The organism is Pseudoduganella rhizocola, from assembly GCF_045984285.3.
Taxonomy (GTDB): domain Bacteria; phylum Pseudomonadota; class Gammaproteobacteria; order Burkholderiales; family Burkholderiaceae_D; genus Rugamonas.
Window position 1 is genome coordinate 345,741 of sequence record NZ_JBJQIK030000004.1, and the last position, 15,125, is coordinate 360,865.

Sequence of the window (15,125 nt, forward strand, 5' to 3'; positions counted from 1 at the left end):
CACCTGACGGAGACGGTCATGAAGCTGCAAGGCAAGCCAGTGCGCACAGTTCTCACCATTTTCGCTTCAGCGGCGGTAGGGCTTTTGATCGCATGGCTAGCCTGGCTCATGATCGGCGCGGGATCGCCGCTCTGGTATGCGGCGCTGGCTGCCTTGCTCAGCGCCGTGGCGGTGCACTTCATTCCGGCCCAGGGCGGACAGGACGGCGCGCAGAACTTTGCGCAGCTGGTGGGCACCGAGATTGATGCCATCATGATCGGCGCCGCCGAAACGTCCTACTTCGTCGATTCCGTGAAAAAGAAGATCGAAACGGACGTCGCCACCGCGAGCGGCATCGTCTCCAGCTCCGCCCAGAACGCCAGCACCACCGAACAGATTGCAGCCAATGCCGAACGCGCTTCCCAGGTTGCGCACCGCGTGCGTGAAGAAACCGTCGCGGGACGCGCTGAAGTGGACGAAGGCCTGCAGCGCATCTCCACCGCCCGCAAGGATGCCCAGTTCGCCGCCGAAACCATGGCGAGCCTGCAGGAAAAGGCGAAACGCATCTACGGCTTCACCAACGCCATCAGCGAAATCTCCGCCCGCACCAACCTGCTGGCGCTGAATGCGGCCATTGAAGCGGCGCGCGCCGGTGAACAGGGCCGCGGCTTTGCCGTAGTGGCGGGCGAAGTGCGCCAGCTGGCGCAGCGCACCAAGGAAGCGACCGATGAAATCAGCCACATGGTCCGCGAGATCAATGAACAGGCCGAGAAAGCCAGCAAGGGCATGAGCTCACTGGCCACCGGCGTGAGCGAAGCGGCGCTCAACGTGGAAGCGGTGCACGGGCTGCTCGAAACGATTGCGGAATCGTCGGCCGTGTCGGAAAAAGAGATCGACGAAATCGCACGCGCCTCACGCGAGCATGTGGAAACCACGCAGGTGATTGCCGATGCGATCACGCAGATCCGAGACAGCATGCTTTCCACCGACAAGGAGCTGCCGCGTGTAACCGGTTCCGCCATGGCGCTGGCGGAGCGCGCCGAGATCATTGCCGGCGCGCTGGGCGAATCCGGCGTGGAGACGGAACACGACGAGATCCGCGATGCCGCGCAGCGTGCGGCGCGTGAAGTAGGCCGCATTTTTGAATCCGCCATCGCCAGCGGCAAGATCACCCGCGACGCCCTGTTCGACCGCCGCTACCGCGAGATCCCGAACACGAACCCGCCCAAGTTCAACACCATGTTCGACTCCTTCACCGACCGCGTGCTGCCGGATTTACAGGAAGCCCTGTTGCGCGACATGCCGAACCTGGCCTATGCGGGCGCTGTGGATAACAACGGCTATTTCCCTACCCATAACAAGAAGTTCTCCCAGCCGCTGACGGGCGATTACGACGTGGATATCGTCAACAACCGCACCAAGCGCATCTTCAGCGACCGCACCGGCAAGCGCTGCGGCTCGAACACCCGCCCCTTCCTGCTCCAGACCTACAAGCGCGATACGGGCGAAGTGATGCACGACCTCTCCGCGCCGATCTATGTGGACGGCAAACACTGGGGCGGTTTCCGCATCGGCTACCGCTCCAGCGCGCACTGATCAGGCGGTATCCGGCTTCGGGCTGGTGTTCGGCGCCGTACGCGCCGCGACGGTTTGCATGCCTTCAAGGTGGGCACGCAGCCACTTGTGGGCCGGGCTGCGCGCATCGCGCTCGTGCCACAGCATGTCGAGGTGGACGGCCGGCAGCTGGAAGGGCAAGTCCTTGAAGATCAGCGCTTCCGACATGCCGGTAGAGGCGATCAGGTGCTTGGGCAGCACCGTCACCAAGTCCGAGTTGGCCACCACGCGGCCGGCGGTAAAGAACTGGTTCACCGTCAGCAGGATGCGGCGTTCGCGTTGCAGCTGCGCCAGCGCTTCGTCCACCAGGCCGTGGGCGCGGCCGGAGAAGCTCACCAGCAGGTGGTTCGCGGCGCAGTAGTTATCCAGCGTGAGTTCCTGCTTCGCCAGCGGATGGCCGCGGCGCATCACCGCCACATAGGTGCCCGAATACAGGCGCTCGTGGCGGATGGGGGAAGCGATTTCGTACGAGAGCTGCGCCGCCACGCCGGGGAAAAAGCCGACCGCGAGGTCGATATCGCCGCGCAGCAGCATGGGGCGCGGCTCGCGCGTGGTCAGCGGCATCATGCGCACGTTCACGCCCGGCGCATCCTTTTCGATGGAGCGCATCAGCGAAGGCAGCCAGAAGGCCGCCGTGGCGTCGGCCATGGCGAGGCGGAAGGTGGCGTGGGCCTTGGACACGTCGAAAGTGCCGGGCGTAACGGCCGCTTCCAGCGAGGCCAGGGCGCTGCGCACTGACGGCCACAGGGCCTCGGCGCGCGGGGTCGGCTTTACGCCGTAGGCGGTGCGGATCAGCAGTTCGTCCCCCAGGCTTTCGCGCAGGCGCTTGATAGCGTTCGACACGGCCGGCTGCGTCATGGCGAGGTGGCCGGCCGCCCGCGTCAGGTTCTGCTCCGTCATCACGGCATCGAATACGCGCAGCAGGTTCAGGTCGAGAGTCAGGAAGCTCATGTTGTCGAAAGGATCAGTAATTCACGCTGATTATAATCGGTATCGAGAATTGGAATTGGATTTATATGTTGCGCCGCACTAACATATAGTCTGATTCTAATAGCTCACGAAATATCATGTCCAGCTACATTTCCGTCGCACAATATATCGCCCAGGATATGTCGGTCGCAGAGTCCCTGCTGATCCTGCTTGGCTGTGCCATGTCGGTGGGCATCGTCTTCCTGTTCAAGCCACTGCTGCGCGGCCTGGCGCTGGCAGCCCTGCTGATGGTAAGGCCCAAACTGAGCAAGGAAGAGCGCCTGCAGCGCCGCCAGATGCGTGACGCCATGCTGCTCAAGCGCCTGATGAACTCCGCCGAAGGCTCGCCGAGCGATGCCGCCGAGCTGCGCGCCCTCGCCGCCCGCGCCTGATTCACTGCGCGGCAGGTCCTCTGCCGCACCGCAACATCAGCTGGCCCCAAGCAGCTTGGGCTTCAGCGAACTGTCCGCCGGATTGTCCCCGATCCAGATGCGCAGGATGGCGTTGTAAAACGCCAGGTCAGGCACTGTCTCCCCGATTTTCTTCCCGTTCAGCTGGCATTGCGTGCCCACGCCCGGAACCCAGTCCACGATCAGCACATCGCCTTTCTTAAGGCCCGGAATCGCGCCGAACATTTCGCCGAAGGCCTTGGTCTGCGGCAGCAGGCGGGTGCGCTCGGCCTGGTCGGTGTTGGCATTCAGGCCCTTCATGAAGGCGTCGCCGAAATCCTCCGAGCTCAGGTCGCGCAGGCTCACAATCTGCACCCGGCGCGGCCCCTGGCTGGCCAGCACTTCGGCGGTGCCGGTTTTCTTCTCCGGCAGGTAGAGGCCAAGGGCGTACACCTTGAAGATCACCTTGGTGCGGATGCCGGCGCCGTTCAGTTTCAGGGTCTGGCCGGCAACGCTGGCGCTATCCTCGAACTTCACGCCGGCCACGTCGGTCGCGGCAAAGGCGTGCCGGCCGCCCGACGACGCCAGCAGGACGGCCGCGGCGGTCGCCTGCATCATTTTTCTGCGATTGGTCATCGTGTCTCCAGAGAGTGGAAAGTGCCGTTGCAATATACCACCGCCTCAGCAATCCCGGTCCTGATTCTCGATGGCGCCCAGCACTGCCTGCGGGTCTGCCGGCTTGTCGAGTTCTTCGGCCTCGGCGTCCGGCCGGTCCCTTACCTGCGGCATATCGCGGCGCAGATCCTCCAGCAGTTCGATGATCTTGCTGGTCTTCTTCTCCGTCAGCAGGCTGACCTGCAGGTCCAGGTGGGTGTGCTGGTCGGCCAGGTGCGCCATCCGGTTCTGGCGGATCAGCACGGTGGTGGTGGTAAGGAAGGCGTTCAGCGTGATGAGGCCTTGCAGCCAGAAGAAAGGCGGCTCATCGAACACATCCCAGCCGAAAAAGTCCGCGAACAGGTTCGCGCTTATCCACAGCACTGAAACAATGACGATGCCCAGCAGATAGGCGGGGCGCCCGAAGAAGCGGCTGAGTTTTTCGATCGCCGTTTGCGCCGGAGAAACCTCCTGCTTGTGGCGGGCGTAGAAGTCGCTGATGGTATCGAGGTTTTCGGCGACGGCGTCCGGCAACTTGCAATCGGACGCCGGCAAAGGCTGGTCTGTCTTCATGGCCTGAGGATAACAGGCCACTTATCAACAGGGCGCGCCGTATCAGGCGGCTTTGGCGTTCTGCAGGCGTTCGTATTTGACGAGCAGCTCTTCCCTGGACTCGCGCCAGGCGGGATTGAAGGGAATGCAGCTCACCGGGCAGACCTGCTGGCATTGCGGCTCATCGAAGTGGCCTACGCATTCCGTGCACTTGTTGGGGTCGATCTCGTAGATCTCGGGACCCATGTAGATGGCGTCGTTCGGGCACTCGGGCTCGCACACGTCGCAGTTGATGCAGTCGTCGGTAATCATTAAAGCCATGGCAATTCCTTACTCCACTTGGCCATCGGCAATTTTCTTGCGCAGCCAGCGTTCCACCGAGGGGAACACGAACTTCGACACATCGCCGCCCAGCTGGGCGATCTCGCGCACGATGGTGCCGGAAATGAACTGGTACTGGTCGGACGGCGTGAGGAACAGGGTTTCCACGTCCGGCAGCAGGTAGCGGTTCATACCTGCCATCTGGAATTCGTATTCAAAGTCGGACACGGCGCGCAGGCCGCGCACAATCACGCGGGCATCATGGGCGCGCACGAAATCCTTCAGCAGGCCGGAGAAGCCCTCAACCTTGACATTCGGATAATGACCGAGCACTTCGTTCGCAATCTCCAGGCGCTCTTCGAGCGAGAAGAAAGGACGCTTGTTCTTGCTGTCGGCAACGCCGACCACCAGCGTATCGAACAAACCGGAGGCGCGACGCACCAGATCCTCGTGACCACGGGTCAGCGGATCGAAAGTTCCCGGATAAACAGCTACAACCATTGCGGCTCCCTGCGCTTTGCGCCAAGTCAGAAGGCGAATTATGCCTTATTTTGGGGCGCCAGACCGAATGCGCCCATCGTCCGGCAGGCGGCTTTCGTCGGCGGGAAGCGGTATTCCGTCGCTTTTCCCTGCACGCATTCCCGCCGTGCCGTAGTCTCCACCGTGCCCCTCGCGGGCTTTGTTTATCTGGAGATAACATGAAAAATACCGGACGCATCGTTCTGTACCTGCTCATCCTCGTGGTCGTAGCGAGCTCGCTGCACAAATACGTTTTCACCCTGCAGGGGCTGCCTCCCAACTTCGAAGGCCGGCCGATCGGCCTTTACACCCACATCTTCGCGGCCATCGTTGCCCTGCTGCTGGGACCATTGCAGTTTTCCACAAAACTGCGCCAGCGCAAGCGCCAGCTGCACCGGTGGCTGGGCCGGGCCTATCTGGGCATCGGCATCCTGGCCGGCGGCCTGTCCGGCCTGTATATGGCGCTGACTTCCCACGGCGGGCCGCTGGTGAAGACCGGCTTCGCCTGCCTGGCGCTGCTCTGGCTGTACACCGGTTTCAAGGCCTACAGCGCCATCCGCGCCGGCGATATCGCGCAGCACCGGGCCTATATGGTGCGGAACTTCTCGCTGACGCTGGCCGCCGTCACATTGAGGATTTACCTGCCGCTGCTGATGATGTCCGGCGTGGACTTCGACACGACCTACACGCTGGTGGCGTGGGTCAGCTGGGTGCCCAACCTGATTCTGGCGGAAATTGTATGGAACCGGGCGCGGGCCCTGCCTGTCAGGGCGCCAATGGCTTGAGCAGGTGGAAGTAGACCATGCCCGCCTTGTCGGCGCGAACCACCTCCCATGCGGCCATCCACTCGGGCGCCTCTTCGCCGTCCAGCGGCGCCTCGGCCTCCGCGTAAACCAGGCCGTCTTCGCCCAGGAGCTTTGCGCACAGGGGCAGGGATTTGGCGATCAGATCCTGCTGGTAAGGCGGGTCCAGGAAAATGAGGTCGAATTTCTGGCCGCGCATGGCCATGGACTGGGCGGTGGCCAGGGCATCGCCGCGCTGGGCGGTGATATTGGTGGCCTTCAGCTTTTCGCGGATCAGGTCCAGCTGGCGCACGACGGCGGTATTGCTGTCCACCATGACCACGCGTTCGGCGCCCCGGCTGGCGGCTTCGAAGCCCAAGGCGCCGCTGCCCGCGAACAGGTCCAGCACCTGTGCGCCGGACCAGTTTGCGTCACGCAGGTGGTTGATCCAGTTGAACACCGTTTCGCGCACGCGGTCCGGCGTCGGCCGCAGGCCCAGCGCTTCCAGTACCGGCAGCGGCGTGCGCTTCCACTGGCCGCCGATAATGCGGACTTGCTTGCTGTGCTGAGGACCGTGAACAGGGACTTTGGCGGGCTTCTTCTTTTGCATGGGCGGCACTATAGCATGCAGGCTAGCCCGTCATTGCCGCGCAGGCGGCAATCCAGGAGTGCAGCGATACGCCCCCGGGTTGCCGGCTGCGCGGCAACGACGGCGGCTATTTTGCCTCGGCCGCCAAGGTGCTGAAGTCCTCGATCCAGCCCTGCATGCGCTTGTGCGCATGGGCTTTCTGCTGCGGCGTGGCGATGCGGATGACCGTGTGCACCAGGTTGATGGTGCTGGCAGTATAGGCATCATAGAAAGGCTTGCGTTCCGAACTGTCCATGCGCGCAAAGTTCTCGCGGATGGCGCTCTGGATCTGGGCAATGGCCTGCTCGCGGCTCGGCTTCTCCGTCATGATCTTGCGCGCCAGCGCCAGGATGGCGTTCTGGCGGCGCATGCGTTCGTCCAGCCAGATCTGGTTATCCAGCGGACGCGCATCGGAAGCCTTGCGGATGATGTCTTCCTGCTCGTTGCTGAAACTGCCGAACCACAGCTTGAACTGTTCCATCGATTTCTTGTAGCGGAATTTGTTCTGTTCTTCCCGGTCGCCGCGCATATTCTCCTTGCGGAACTTGGCGTTGTTCTTGGCGAACTTCTTCTCCATCTGATCCAGCTGGTCCGGCTTCAGCGTCAGCGCCAGATCAGCGATATCGGGCGCTGCCTTGATCAGCAGCGCCTGCGTGCGGGTGCGGATATCGTCATAGTCGGCCTTGAGCTGGGCCTGGGTTACTTCGCCCTTGAGCTGCGTCTGGGCGCGCTGCAGCAGCTGAATATAGTCTTGCAACTGGGTTTTGCGGTGCCAGCGGAACAGGTCATTGATATCCTGCTTGACCTCAGCGCGCTGTTCGCCGTCGAAATCCACATAGGCATCGAGCCACCAGTAGAGCAGCGTGTCGCCATTGTTATAGGCCAGCTTGAGGGAGCTGCAGGCCGCAATCAGCACCATGCAGGCAAGCACGATCCATTTGGCAACGCTGTTTGAGCAGGGGGGCTGCGTGCTAAACTTTTGCATATATTTAACTCACACAATTCGGGCTTATGAACGTTGTTATCCTCGCCGCAGGTATGGGCAAACGCATGCAGTCCGCGCTGCCGAAAGTACTGCATCCTCTGGCTGGCAAGCCTTTGTTGTCGCACGTTATCGATACCGCGCGCAGTCTTTCTCCGTCCAAATTATGCGTGATTTACGGTCATGGGGGCGCAGCGGTGCTGGAGCACCTGGAAAGCCAGAAGGCGAAAGGCGGCATGGAAATCTCGGCCGCCCTGCAGGAACCGCAGCTGGGAACCGGTCACGCCGTGATGCAGGGCCTGCCCGAGCTGGACGACAACGCGCCCACGCTGATCCTGTATGGCGACGTGCCGCTGACCACCGCAGCCTCGCTGCAGCGTCTGATCGACGCAGCGGGCCACGACAAGCTCGGCATCCTGACGGTCGTGCTGGATGATCCCTTCGGCCTCGGCCGGATCGTGCGCCACGGCGGCGCCATCGTGCGCATCGTGGAAGAAAAGGATGCGTCGCCGAACGAGCGCAAAATTCAGGAGATCAACTCCGGCATCATGGTGGCGCCGACCGCCAAACTGCGCCAATGGCTGGCCGCACTGGGCAACGACAATGCGCAAGGCGAGTACTACCTCACCGATATTGTGGCGCAGGCAGTGGATGAAGGCGTGGACGTGGTGTCTGCCCATCCCGGCGCACCGTGGGAAGTGCTGGGCGTAAACAGCAAGACCCAGCTCGCCCAGCTGGAGCGCATTCACCAGAACAATATCGCGCAAACGCTGCTGGAAAAAGGCGTGACGCTGGCCGACCCCGCGCGTATCGACGTGCGCGGCGAGCTGCTCTGCGGCCGCGATGTGACGATCGACGTCGGCTGCGTATTCGAAGGCAAGGTTGAGCTGGCCGATGGCGTGACGGTAGGCCCGAACTGCGTGCTGGTGAACGCACGCATCGAGGCGGGCGCCAATATCAAGCCCTTCTGCCATATCGAGGACGCCGTGGTAGGCCCGGCTTCGCAGATCGGCCCCTACGCGCGCCTGCGTCCCGGCACCGTGCTGGGCGAGGATGTGCATGTGGGTAACTTCGTCGAGATCAAGAACAGCCAGGTGGCGGCGCACAGCAAGGCCAACCACCTGGCCTATGTGGGCGATGCCACCGTGGGTTCGCGCGTGAACATCGGCGCCGGCACCATCACCTGCAATTACGACGGCGCCAACAAGTTCCGCACCGTGATCGAGGACGATGCCTTCATCGGCAGCGACAGCCAGCTGGTGGCGCCGGTAACGGTGGGCGCCGGCGCCACGCTGGGCGCCGGCACCACGCTGACCAAGGACGCGCCGGCCGGCAAGCTGACCATCTCGCGCCCCAAGCAGCTGACCATCGAGGGCTGGAAACGTCCCGTCAAAGTGAAGAAGTAAGCCGCTTCTCTTCCGAGTAGCGGATCAGGTCGGGGAAGAATTCCCCGAAGCCCTGCGCGAAGGCCTCGTAATGCTGGTGCATGTCGGCGATGCTTTCGCGCAGCAGATGGCCATTGCGGCTCAGGCGGCGCGATACGCCGTGCAGGGCCTGCTCCACCCCCTCCAGCTCAGCATAAGCACCCAGCCAGTCCTGCTGCACGATGCGCGGCGCAATGAGCCGCAGGCGCTCCGGCAGCTGGGCCTCATGCGCCATCAGCGCGCGGTAGAAGCGCTGGATGAGCTCCTGGCGCGGCACGTCCGCATAGCGCTCCCAGTGCTGGCTCAATACATGGTCGTAAAACACATCGAGCACGATGCCCGCATAGCGCCGCCGTCCTTCGCTGAACAGCTCTTTGGAGGACTGCACCACCGGGTGCTGGTCGGTATAGCTGTCGATGCTCCGGTGCAGCCGGATTTCCGTCGCGATTTCCGGGGCATAGCGTTCCGTATCGTTCGCCTTCACAAAATCGCCAAGCATGGCCCCGACCATCGCGGCATCGCTATGCCGCGCGAGATAGATGTGGGCGAGATAGTTCATCGACGCATTCTAGCCCTGTGGACAAATATGTGTGTAAGCACGCGGAAAAGCGCTGGACAGGCTTGGGATAAGGGCAAAGTGGTATGGCTGCCTTGTCCACAAAGCGTGGCCGCAGGCCGGTCTTGTGGAAAACCATGGGGACAAGGACTGGATAGTGATGGATAAGCTGAAAATGTGGAAAACCCTGTGTAAAACCGCCTGAATATCCTTTGGACGACGTGAGGATAGCGTGTGGATTCCTTTCCCACCCCTTGCTTCAGTTGTGGATAAAGCTGTGCATAGTATTGAATAAGCAGGGGATAAATGGCTCAGATATCGATTCTGGTCTCAAACTTGCTGCGGAAAGTCGAGAAGTAGGCTTTCACATTCCGCACATTGGCCTGGGCGGCAAACAGCCTGTGGGCAAGCGCGTGATAGGCCGGCATGTCCGCCACCTGAACCATCAGCACGAAATCCGGCCCGGGCGACACGCGATAGCACTGCAGCACGGCCGCCTCTTTCGCCACCAGTGCCTCGAACTCGCTCATGCGCTCCGCCGCCTGCACGTCCAGCGTGATTTCCACCACAGCCGTCAGGCGCGCCCCGACCTTCTCCGGCGACACAATGGCCACCTGGCGTTCAATCACCCCGCTTTCGATGAGATGTTTGACCCGCCGCAAGCAGGTAGGCGCCGACACATGGACGAGCTGGGCCAGCTCGTTATTATTCAAAGAGGCATCCGATTGCAGCGCGTTAAGGATGCGGCGATCAATTTCGTCAAATTCAGCTGGCATGTGAAATAAAATTTCGTTGTATGGTATGTGTGAAATATTGTTTCACATACTAGCAAAGTTCGACAGCATATTTCATTCCAGCTAGCCTAGGATTCAACGCATCATTAATTTCCAGCAAGCGAGGTCCTTATGTGCGGCATTGTCGGCGCGGTAGCGCAGCGAAACATCACCCCGGTTCTGGTCGAGGGCCTCAAGCGTCTGGAATACCGCGGCTACGACTCCTGTGGCGTGGCGCTGCATGTGGATGGCAAGCTGCAGCGTTCCCGCAGCACCTCGCGCGTGGCCGACCTCGAGCACCAGATCGGCGATTCCGGCCTGCAGGGCTTCACCGGCATCGCCCACACGCGTTGGGCCACCCACGGCGCCCCGGCCTCGCACAACGCGCACCCGCATTTCTCCCCGAATTCGGACGCGGCCCGCATCGCACTGGTCCACAACGGCATCATCGAGAACCACGACGAGCTGCGCGCCGAACTGACCGCGCTGGGCTATGTGTTCCAGAGCCAGACCGATACGGAAGTGATCGCCCACCTGGTCGACCACATGTACCAGGGCGATCTGTTCGAAACCGTGCAGCAGGCCGTCAAGCGTCTGCACGGCGCCTACGCGATTGCCGTGTTCTGCCGCGAAGAACCGCACCGCGTGGTGGCCGCACGCCAGGGCTCGCCGCTGATCGTCGGCCTCGGCCAGGGCGAAAACTTCGTGGCATCGGATGCGATGGCCCTGGCCGGCACCACCGACCAGATCATCTATCTGGAAGAAGGCGACGTGGTCGACCTGCAGCTGGGCAAAGTGTGGATAGTGGACGCCGAGGGCAAGCAGGTGCAGCGCGAAGTGAAAACCGTGCACGCCCACACCGGCGCCGCGGAACTCGGCCCCTACCGCCACTACATGCAGAAGGAAATCTTCGAACAGCCGCGTGTGGTGGGCGATACGCTGGAAGGCGTAACGGGCATCATGCCGGAACTGTTCGGCGACGGCGCTTATGGCGTCTTCAAACAGATCGACCGCGTTCTGGTACTGGCCTGCGGCACCAGCTACTACGCCGGCCTCACCGCCAAGTACTGGATCGAATCCATCGCCAAGCTGCCGGTGAACGTGGAGATCGCCAGCGAATACCGCTACCGCGATTCCGTGCCGCACCCGAACACGCTGGTCGTCACCATCTCCCAGTCCGGCGAAACGGCCGACACCATTGCCGCGCTGAAGCACGCGCGCTCACTGGGCATGGAGCACACGCTCACCATCTGCAATGTCTCCACCAGCGCCATGGTGCGCGAGTGCAAGCTGGCCTACATCACGCGCGCCGGGGTGGAAGTTGGCGTTGCATCGACCAAGGCCTTCACCACCCAGCTCGCGGCGCTCTTCCTGCTCACGCTGAGCCTCGCCCAGGTGAATGATCGCCTCAGCGACGAAGACGAGGCGGCGCACCTGAAAGCCATGCGCCACCTGCCATCCGCCATCGCCTCCGTGCTGGCGCTGGAACCCCAGATCATCGCCTGGGCCGAAGAATTCGCGCGCAAGGAAAACGCCCTCTTCCTCGGCCGTGGCATGCACTACCCGATTGCGCTGGAAGGCGCGCTCAAGCTCAAAGAAATTTCCTATATCCACGCCGAAGCCTATCCGGCTGGCGAGCTGAAGCACGGCCCGCTGGCGCTGGTAACTGAAGAAATGCCCGTCGTCACCATCGCACCGAACGATGCGCTGATCGAAAAGCTCAAATCGAATATGCAGGAAGTGCGCGCACGAGGTGGCCAGCTCTACGTCTTCGCCGACGTCGACTCGCGCATCACCTCGGGCGACGGCGTCCACGTCATCCGCCTGCCGGAGCACTACGGCTACCTGTCGCCGATCCTGCACGTGGTCTCGCTGCAGCTGCTGGCCTACCATGCCGCGCTCGCCCGAGGCACGGATGTGGACAAGCCGCGCAACCTGGCGAAGTCGGTGACTGTCGAGTAATCCTTCTGCGAAAAACGATCCGCCGGAGTTGTTGCAGGGAGGGGCTTTATTGCCATGGACAGGGTTTAGGTAAGGTAAGAATGTGATAACTTACGTGCCTAAAAGAAAATAATTTTCCATGTCCTTGACTTCCCTTTTTCGCGCCTTGCTGGCGTTTGCCCGCCCTATGCGCGGCGCACTGTGCGTTGTTGGCGTCATCCTCCTGGCGGAAATCGCCTTCAACGCCGCCCTCCCGTACTCGTTCAAGTTCATCGTCGATGACGGCATCCTCAGGCGCAACGGGCAGCTGCTGGTCAGCATTATTGCGGGGCTGGCGATCGCGGCGTTGCTGGTCTCGGCGCTGGGGCTATGGCGCGATTACCTCTATTCGCGGTTGACGAACAATATGGTGGCGGCGATCCGCTACCGCATGTTCAGCCACCTGCAATATCAATCGCTGGGCTTCTATTCGCGTTCGCAGGCGGGCGACCTGCTGGGCCGCTTCGCCGGCGATGTGAATGCGGTGGCGCACGCACTGGAATCGGCGCCGGCCTGGGCTGTGATCCCGCTGTTGGACGTGGTCACGCACACGGTGCTGCTGTTCGTGATCGACTGGCGACTGGCGCTGGTGGCACTCGCAGTCTGCCCCATCATCCTGCTGGGACCGAAATTCTTTTCGCCACGTGCTGCTGTAGCCAGCGCCGACTCGCGCAATCAGGAAGGCGGCGTGCTCTCTATCGTGCAGGAAAGCCTCGCGGCGCAGCCCACCGTCAAGGCACTCACTTTCCAGAAGCCGCTAATCGGCAAGTTTGACAGCCAGAACCAGGTGCTGGCGCTCAGCAAACGCCGCGTCGGCTTCCTGAGCGCGCTCGTGGAACGTTCGGCGGGAAGCGGCATCCTCCTGATGCAGGTGGTGATTACTGGTACCGGCGCGCTGATGGTGTATCACGACCAGATGTCGACCGGGGAATTCGTTGCCTTCCAGTCCTTGTTCGTCACGCTGTCGTACTCGCTGATGTACATCGCCCAGTATGTGCCGACCCTGATCGAGGCCACGGGTGGAATGGCGCGCGTGATGGAGATTCTTGATGAGCCGGCCGATATCCAGGATGCACCGGACGCTGCTGCGCTGCCGCCGTTCCAGCACGAGATCCGCCTTGAGGACCTCAGTTTCGGCTACAGCCCGGAGGTGCGTAACCTGAACCAGGTGAGCCTGCAGATCCGCAAGGGCGAGAACGTGGCCTTCGTTGGCCCCAGCGGCTCGGGCAAAAGCACGGTGGTCAGCCTGCTGATGCGATTCTTTGATCCGCAGTCGGGCGCGGTGCGCTATGACGGCCACGATATCCGCCAGGTAACGCAGCAGAGCCTGCGGGACAATATTGCCATCGTGTTTCAGGAAAACTTCCTGTTCAACATCTCGCTGCGTGAGAACATCCGTATGGGCAGGCTTGCTGCGAGCGACGCGGAAGTGGAGGACGCCGCGCGCGGCGCAGAGATTCACGACTTCATCCTGACCCTGCCGCAAGGGTATGACACACCGGCCGGCGAGCGTGGCAGCCGTCTGTCGGGCGGCCAGCGCCAGCGCATCGGCATTGCGCGCGCACTGCTGCGCAATCCCGCCATCCTGATTCTGGACGAAGCCACCTCCGCGCTCGATCCGGTCACCGAAACCGCCATCAACCAGACCCTGGCGCGCGTGGCGCACATGCGCACTGTCATCAGCGTGACGCACCGCCTTGGCAGCGTGGTGGATTGCGACCGCATTTTTGTGATGGAGCGCGGGGTGCTCAAGGAATCCGGCACGCACGCAGAACTGCTGGCGGCGCAGGGCCTGTATGCCAGCCTGGCCAGCAAGCAGCATGGCATATCGATCAGCGAAGACGGCGAGGAAGCCAGCGTCACCCCGGAGAAGTTGCGTTCGGTGCCCGTGCTGCAGGAGGTGCCGGAGGAGCTGCTGGTGGATCTGGCCTCGCAATTTGGCATGGCGGAATTCCCGGCTGGCCGCGTGGTGTTCGAGGAAGGGGATGCAGGCGACCGCTTCTACCTGATTGCGCACGGCTCAGTGGAAATCCTGAAGGCCCAGGGCGAAGGCGAAGCGCCGCACCGCGTGGCCGTGCTGCGCGATGGCGACTATTTCGGCGAGCTTGCGCTGCTGACCCACGCGCCGCGCAATGCCTCGGTGTCCACGCTGACCCATTGCTTGATGCTGACACTGCCGCGCGCGGCCTTCCGCAACCTGCTCAAGCGCGCCCCGGAACTCCAGGAGCGCCTCTTGCGCCGCTACCAGCCGGAGGCGCAGCCATGAAGCGCCCGGCCCTGCGTAGCTGGCTCTGCGCCGTGCTGGCATTCCCCGCCGCTGCCGCGTCTGCGCAGGAGGAAGCGCAGCCTGCCCTCAGTGCGACGGTAACGCTGGCGAGTGAATACACCTGGCGCAGCATCTCCTTTTCGCGCCGCGATCCCTCGCTGCAGACCAGCGTTGACTACATACGCCCTGCCGGCAAGGGACTGAACCTGGAAGCGGGCGCCTGGCTGTATTCCTCGAAGTACGAAGAGCGCCCGCAGATCAGCTTCGATACCGGCGGCTACGTCGGCCTGAACGGACCGCTGGCGGACGGCTGGCAGTGGGCGTTGCGCACCATGCAAAGCCGCTATCCGCAGGCGAAGGACTGGACATATGTAGAGCACAGCGTGCACCTGTCGCGTGAGGCGGACGAAGCGCGCGGCTCCCTTGGCGTTGAGCTTGCCTATGCCTACAGCCCGCACGCCTTTGGCAGCGGGAGCCGGGGGCGCTACCTGGAGGCGGGGCTCAGCATGCAGCTGCCGGCCGGGCTGACGCTGAGCCTGCACGCCGGGCGCAGCCTCTTCAGCCGTCCCGAGCAGACCTATCGCAACTTTAATGACTGGAAGCTGGCGCTGGCCGGCCAATGGCAGGGCTTCGATATCGAAGCGGGCTGGATCGTCGCCAGCCATGCCGCACAGTTTGGCAGGATGGGGCGGCCGCGCGCCGTGCTGGCGGTTGGCCGCACATTTTGAGAAAGCAGA

Annotated in this window: 16 protein-coding genes; 7 read left to right on the top strand and 9 right to left on the bottom strand. The window is 62.6% G+C overall.

Annotated elements, in window-relative coordinates:
• Window positions 1-18: 18 nt before the first annotated feature.
• A complete protein-coding gene (locus tag ACJRPG_RS11925) occupies window positions 19-1,575 on the top strand; it encodes a methyl-accepting chemotaxis protein (protein WP_408000297.1) in 1,557 nt (518 codons plus the stop codon).
• On the opposite strand, the gene ACJRPG_RS11930 is transcribed toward ACJRPG_RS11925, so the two are convergent.
• On the bottom strand, window positions 1,576-2,544 hold the full coding sequence (locus tag ACJRPG_RS11930; protein WP_408000298.1) for a LysR family transcriptional regulator: 969 nt from the start codon (window positions 2,542-2,544) through the stop codon (window positions 1,576-1,578).
• 116 nt (window positions 2,545-2,660) lie between these two features.
• Here ACJRPG_RS11930 and ACJRPG_RS11935 point away from each other — a divergent pair, with 116 nt between their 5' ends.
• A complete protein-coding gene (locus ACJRPG_RS11935) occupies window positions 2,661-2,954 on the top strand; it encodes a hypothetical protein (RefSeq protein ID WP_408000299.1) in 294 nt (97 codons plus the stop codon).
• Window positions 2,955-2,990: 36 nt separating this feature from the next.
• Here the strand turns inward: ACJRPG_RS11935 and ACJRPG_RS11940 are convergent, their stop codons facing one another.
• From ACJRPG_RS11940 to coaD, 4 genes are read right to left on the bottom strand one after another with little or no spacing between them, the layout of a single operon-like run.
• The gene (locus tag ACJRPG_RS11940) at window positions 2,991-3,587 is read right to left on the bottom strand and encodes a chalcone isomerase family protein (protein WP_408000300.1); all 597 of its coding nucleotides are present in this window, start codon (window positions 3,585-3,587) and stop codon (window positions 2,991-2,993) included.
• A 45-nt stretch (window positions 3,588-3,632) separates the two neighbouring features.
• Complete coding sequence (locus tag ACJRPG_RS11945) at window positions 3,633-4,178, bottom strand: DUF1003 domain-containing protein (protein WP_408000301.1); 546 nt, start codon at window positions 4,176-4,178, stop codon at window positions 3,633-3,635.
• Between the two features lie 42 nt (window positions 4,179-4,220).
• Window positions 4,221-4,478: a YfhL family 4Fe-4S dicluster ferredoxin gene (locus tag ACJRPG_RS11950; RefSeq protein ID WP_408000302.1), complete on the bottom strand. Its 258-nt coding sequence runs from the start codon at window positions 4,476-4,478 to the stop codon at window positions 4,221-4,223.
• A 9-nt stretch (window positions 4,479-4,487) separates the two neighbouring features.
• The gene (gene coaD, locus ACJRPG_RS11955; RefSeq protein ID WP_408000303.1) at window positions 4,488-4,979 is read right to left on the bottom strand and encodes a pantetheine-phosphate adenylyltransferase; all 492 of its coding nucleotides are present in this window, start codon (window positions 4,977-4,979) and stop codon (window positions 4,488-4,490) included.
• Between the two features lie 197 nt (window positions 4,980-5,176).
• On the opposite strand from coaD, the gene ACJRPG_RS11960 reads away from it, so the two are divergent.
• A complete protein-coding gene (locus ACJRPG_RS11960) occupies window positions 5,177-5,782 on the top strand; it encodes a DUF2306 domain-containing protein (protein ID WP_408000304.1) in 606 nt (201 codons plus the stop codon).
• Here ACJRPG_RS11960 and rsmD read toward each other — a convergent pair.
• Window positions 5,763-6,389, bottom strand: coding sequence for a 16S rRNA (guanine(966)-N(2))-methyltransferase RsmD (gene rsmD, locus ACJRPG_RS11965; protein ID WP_408000305.1), 627 nt, complete (start codon window positions 6,387-6,389; stop codon window positions 5,763-5,765). The two genes, ACJRPG_RS11960 and rsmD, sit on opposite strands and share 20 nt — an antisense overlap.
• A gap of 106 nt (window positions 6,390-6,495) precedes the next feature.
• Complete coding sequence (locus tag ACJRPG_RS11970; protein WP_408000306.1) at window positions 6,496-7,392, bottom strand: DUF6279 family lipoprotein; 897 nt, start codon at window positions 7,390-7,392, stop codon at window positions 6,496-6,498.
• A 26-nt stretch (window positions 7,393-7,418) separates the two neighbouring features.
• Here ACJRPG_RS11970 and glmU point away from each other — a divergent pair, with 26 nt between their 5' ends.
• On the top strand, window positions 7,419-8,795 hold the full coding sequence (gene glmU / locus ACJRPG_RS11975; RefSeq protein ID WP_408000307.1) for a bifunctional UDP-N-acetylglucosamine diphosphorylase/glucosamine-1-phosphate N-acetyltransferase GlmU: 1,377 nt from the start codon (window positions 7,419-7,421) through the stop codon (window positions 8,793-8,795).
• Here glmU and ACJRPG_RS11980 read toward each other — a convergent pair.
• The gene (locus ACJRPG_RS11980) at window positions 8,779-9,372 is read right to left on the bottom strand and encodes an acyl carrier protein phosphodiesterase (RefSeq protein ID WP_408000308.1); all 594 of its coding nucleotides are present in this window, start codon (window positions 9,370-9,372) and stop codon (window positions 8,779-8,781) included. The two genes, glmU and ACJRPG_RS11980, sit on opposite strands and share 17 nt — an antisense overlap.
• A 308-nt stretch (window positions 9,373-9,680) precedes the next feature.
• A complete protein-coding gene (locus tag ACJRPG_RS11985) occupies window positions 9,681-10,145 on the bottom strand; it encodes an Lrp/AsnC family transcriptional regulator (protein ID WP_408000309.1) in 465 nt (154 codons plus the stop codon).
• A gap of 129 nt (window positions 10,146-10,274) precedes the next feature.
• Here ACJRPG_RS11985 and glmS point away from each other — a divergent pair, with 129 nt between their 5' ends.
• The 3 genes from glmS to ACJRPG_RS12000 all read left to right on the top strand — a co-directional run bounded on the left by glmS (window position 10,275) and on the right by ACJRPG_RS12000 (window position 15,116).
• Window positions 10,275-12,104 carry a glutamine--fructose-6-phosphate transaminase (isomerizing) gene (glmS, locus tag ACJRPG_RS11990; protein WP_408000310.1) on the top strand — a complete coding sequence of 610 codons (1,830 nt, stop codon included), beginning with the start codon at window positions 10,275-10,277 and terminating at the stop codon, window positions 12,102-12,104.
• Between the two features lie 118 nt (window positions 12,105-12,222).
• Complete coding sequence (locus ACJRPG_RS11995) at window positions 12,223-14,388, top strand: ABC transporter transmembrane domain-containing protein (RefSeq protein ID WP_408000311.1); 2,166 nt, start codon at window positions 12,223-12,225, stop codon at window positions 14,386-14,388.
• Window positions 14,385-15,116 (top strand): TorF family putative porin, encoded by a 732-nt coding sequence (locus tag ACJRPG_RS12000; RefSeq protein WP_408000312.1) that lies wholly within the window; start codon window positions 14,385-14,387, stop codon window positions 15,114-15,116. The genes ACJRPG_RS11995 and ACJRPG_RS12000 overlap by 4 nt, the downstream gene beginning before the upstream one ends.
• The last annotated feature ends 9 nt before the right edge of the window (window positions 15,117-15,125 follow it).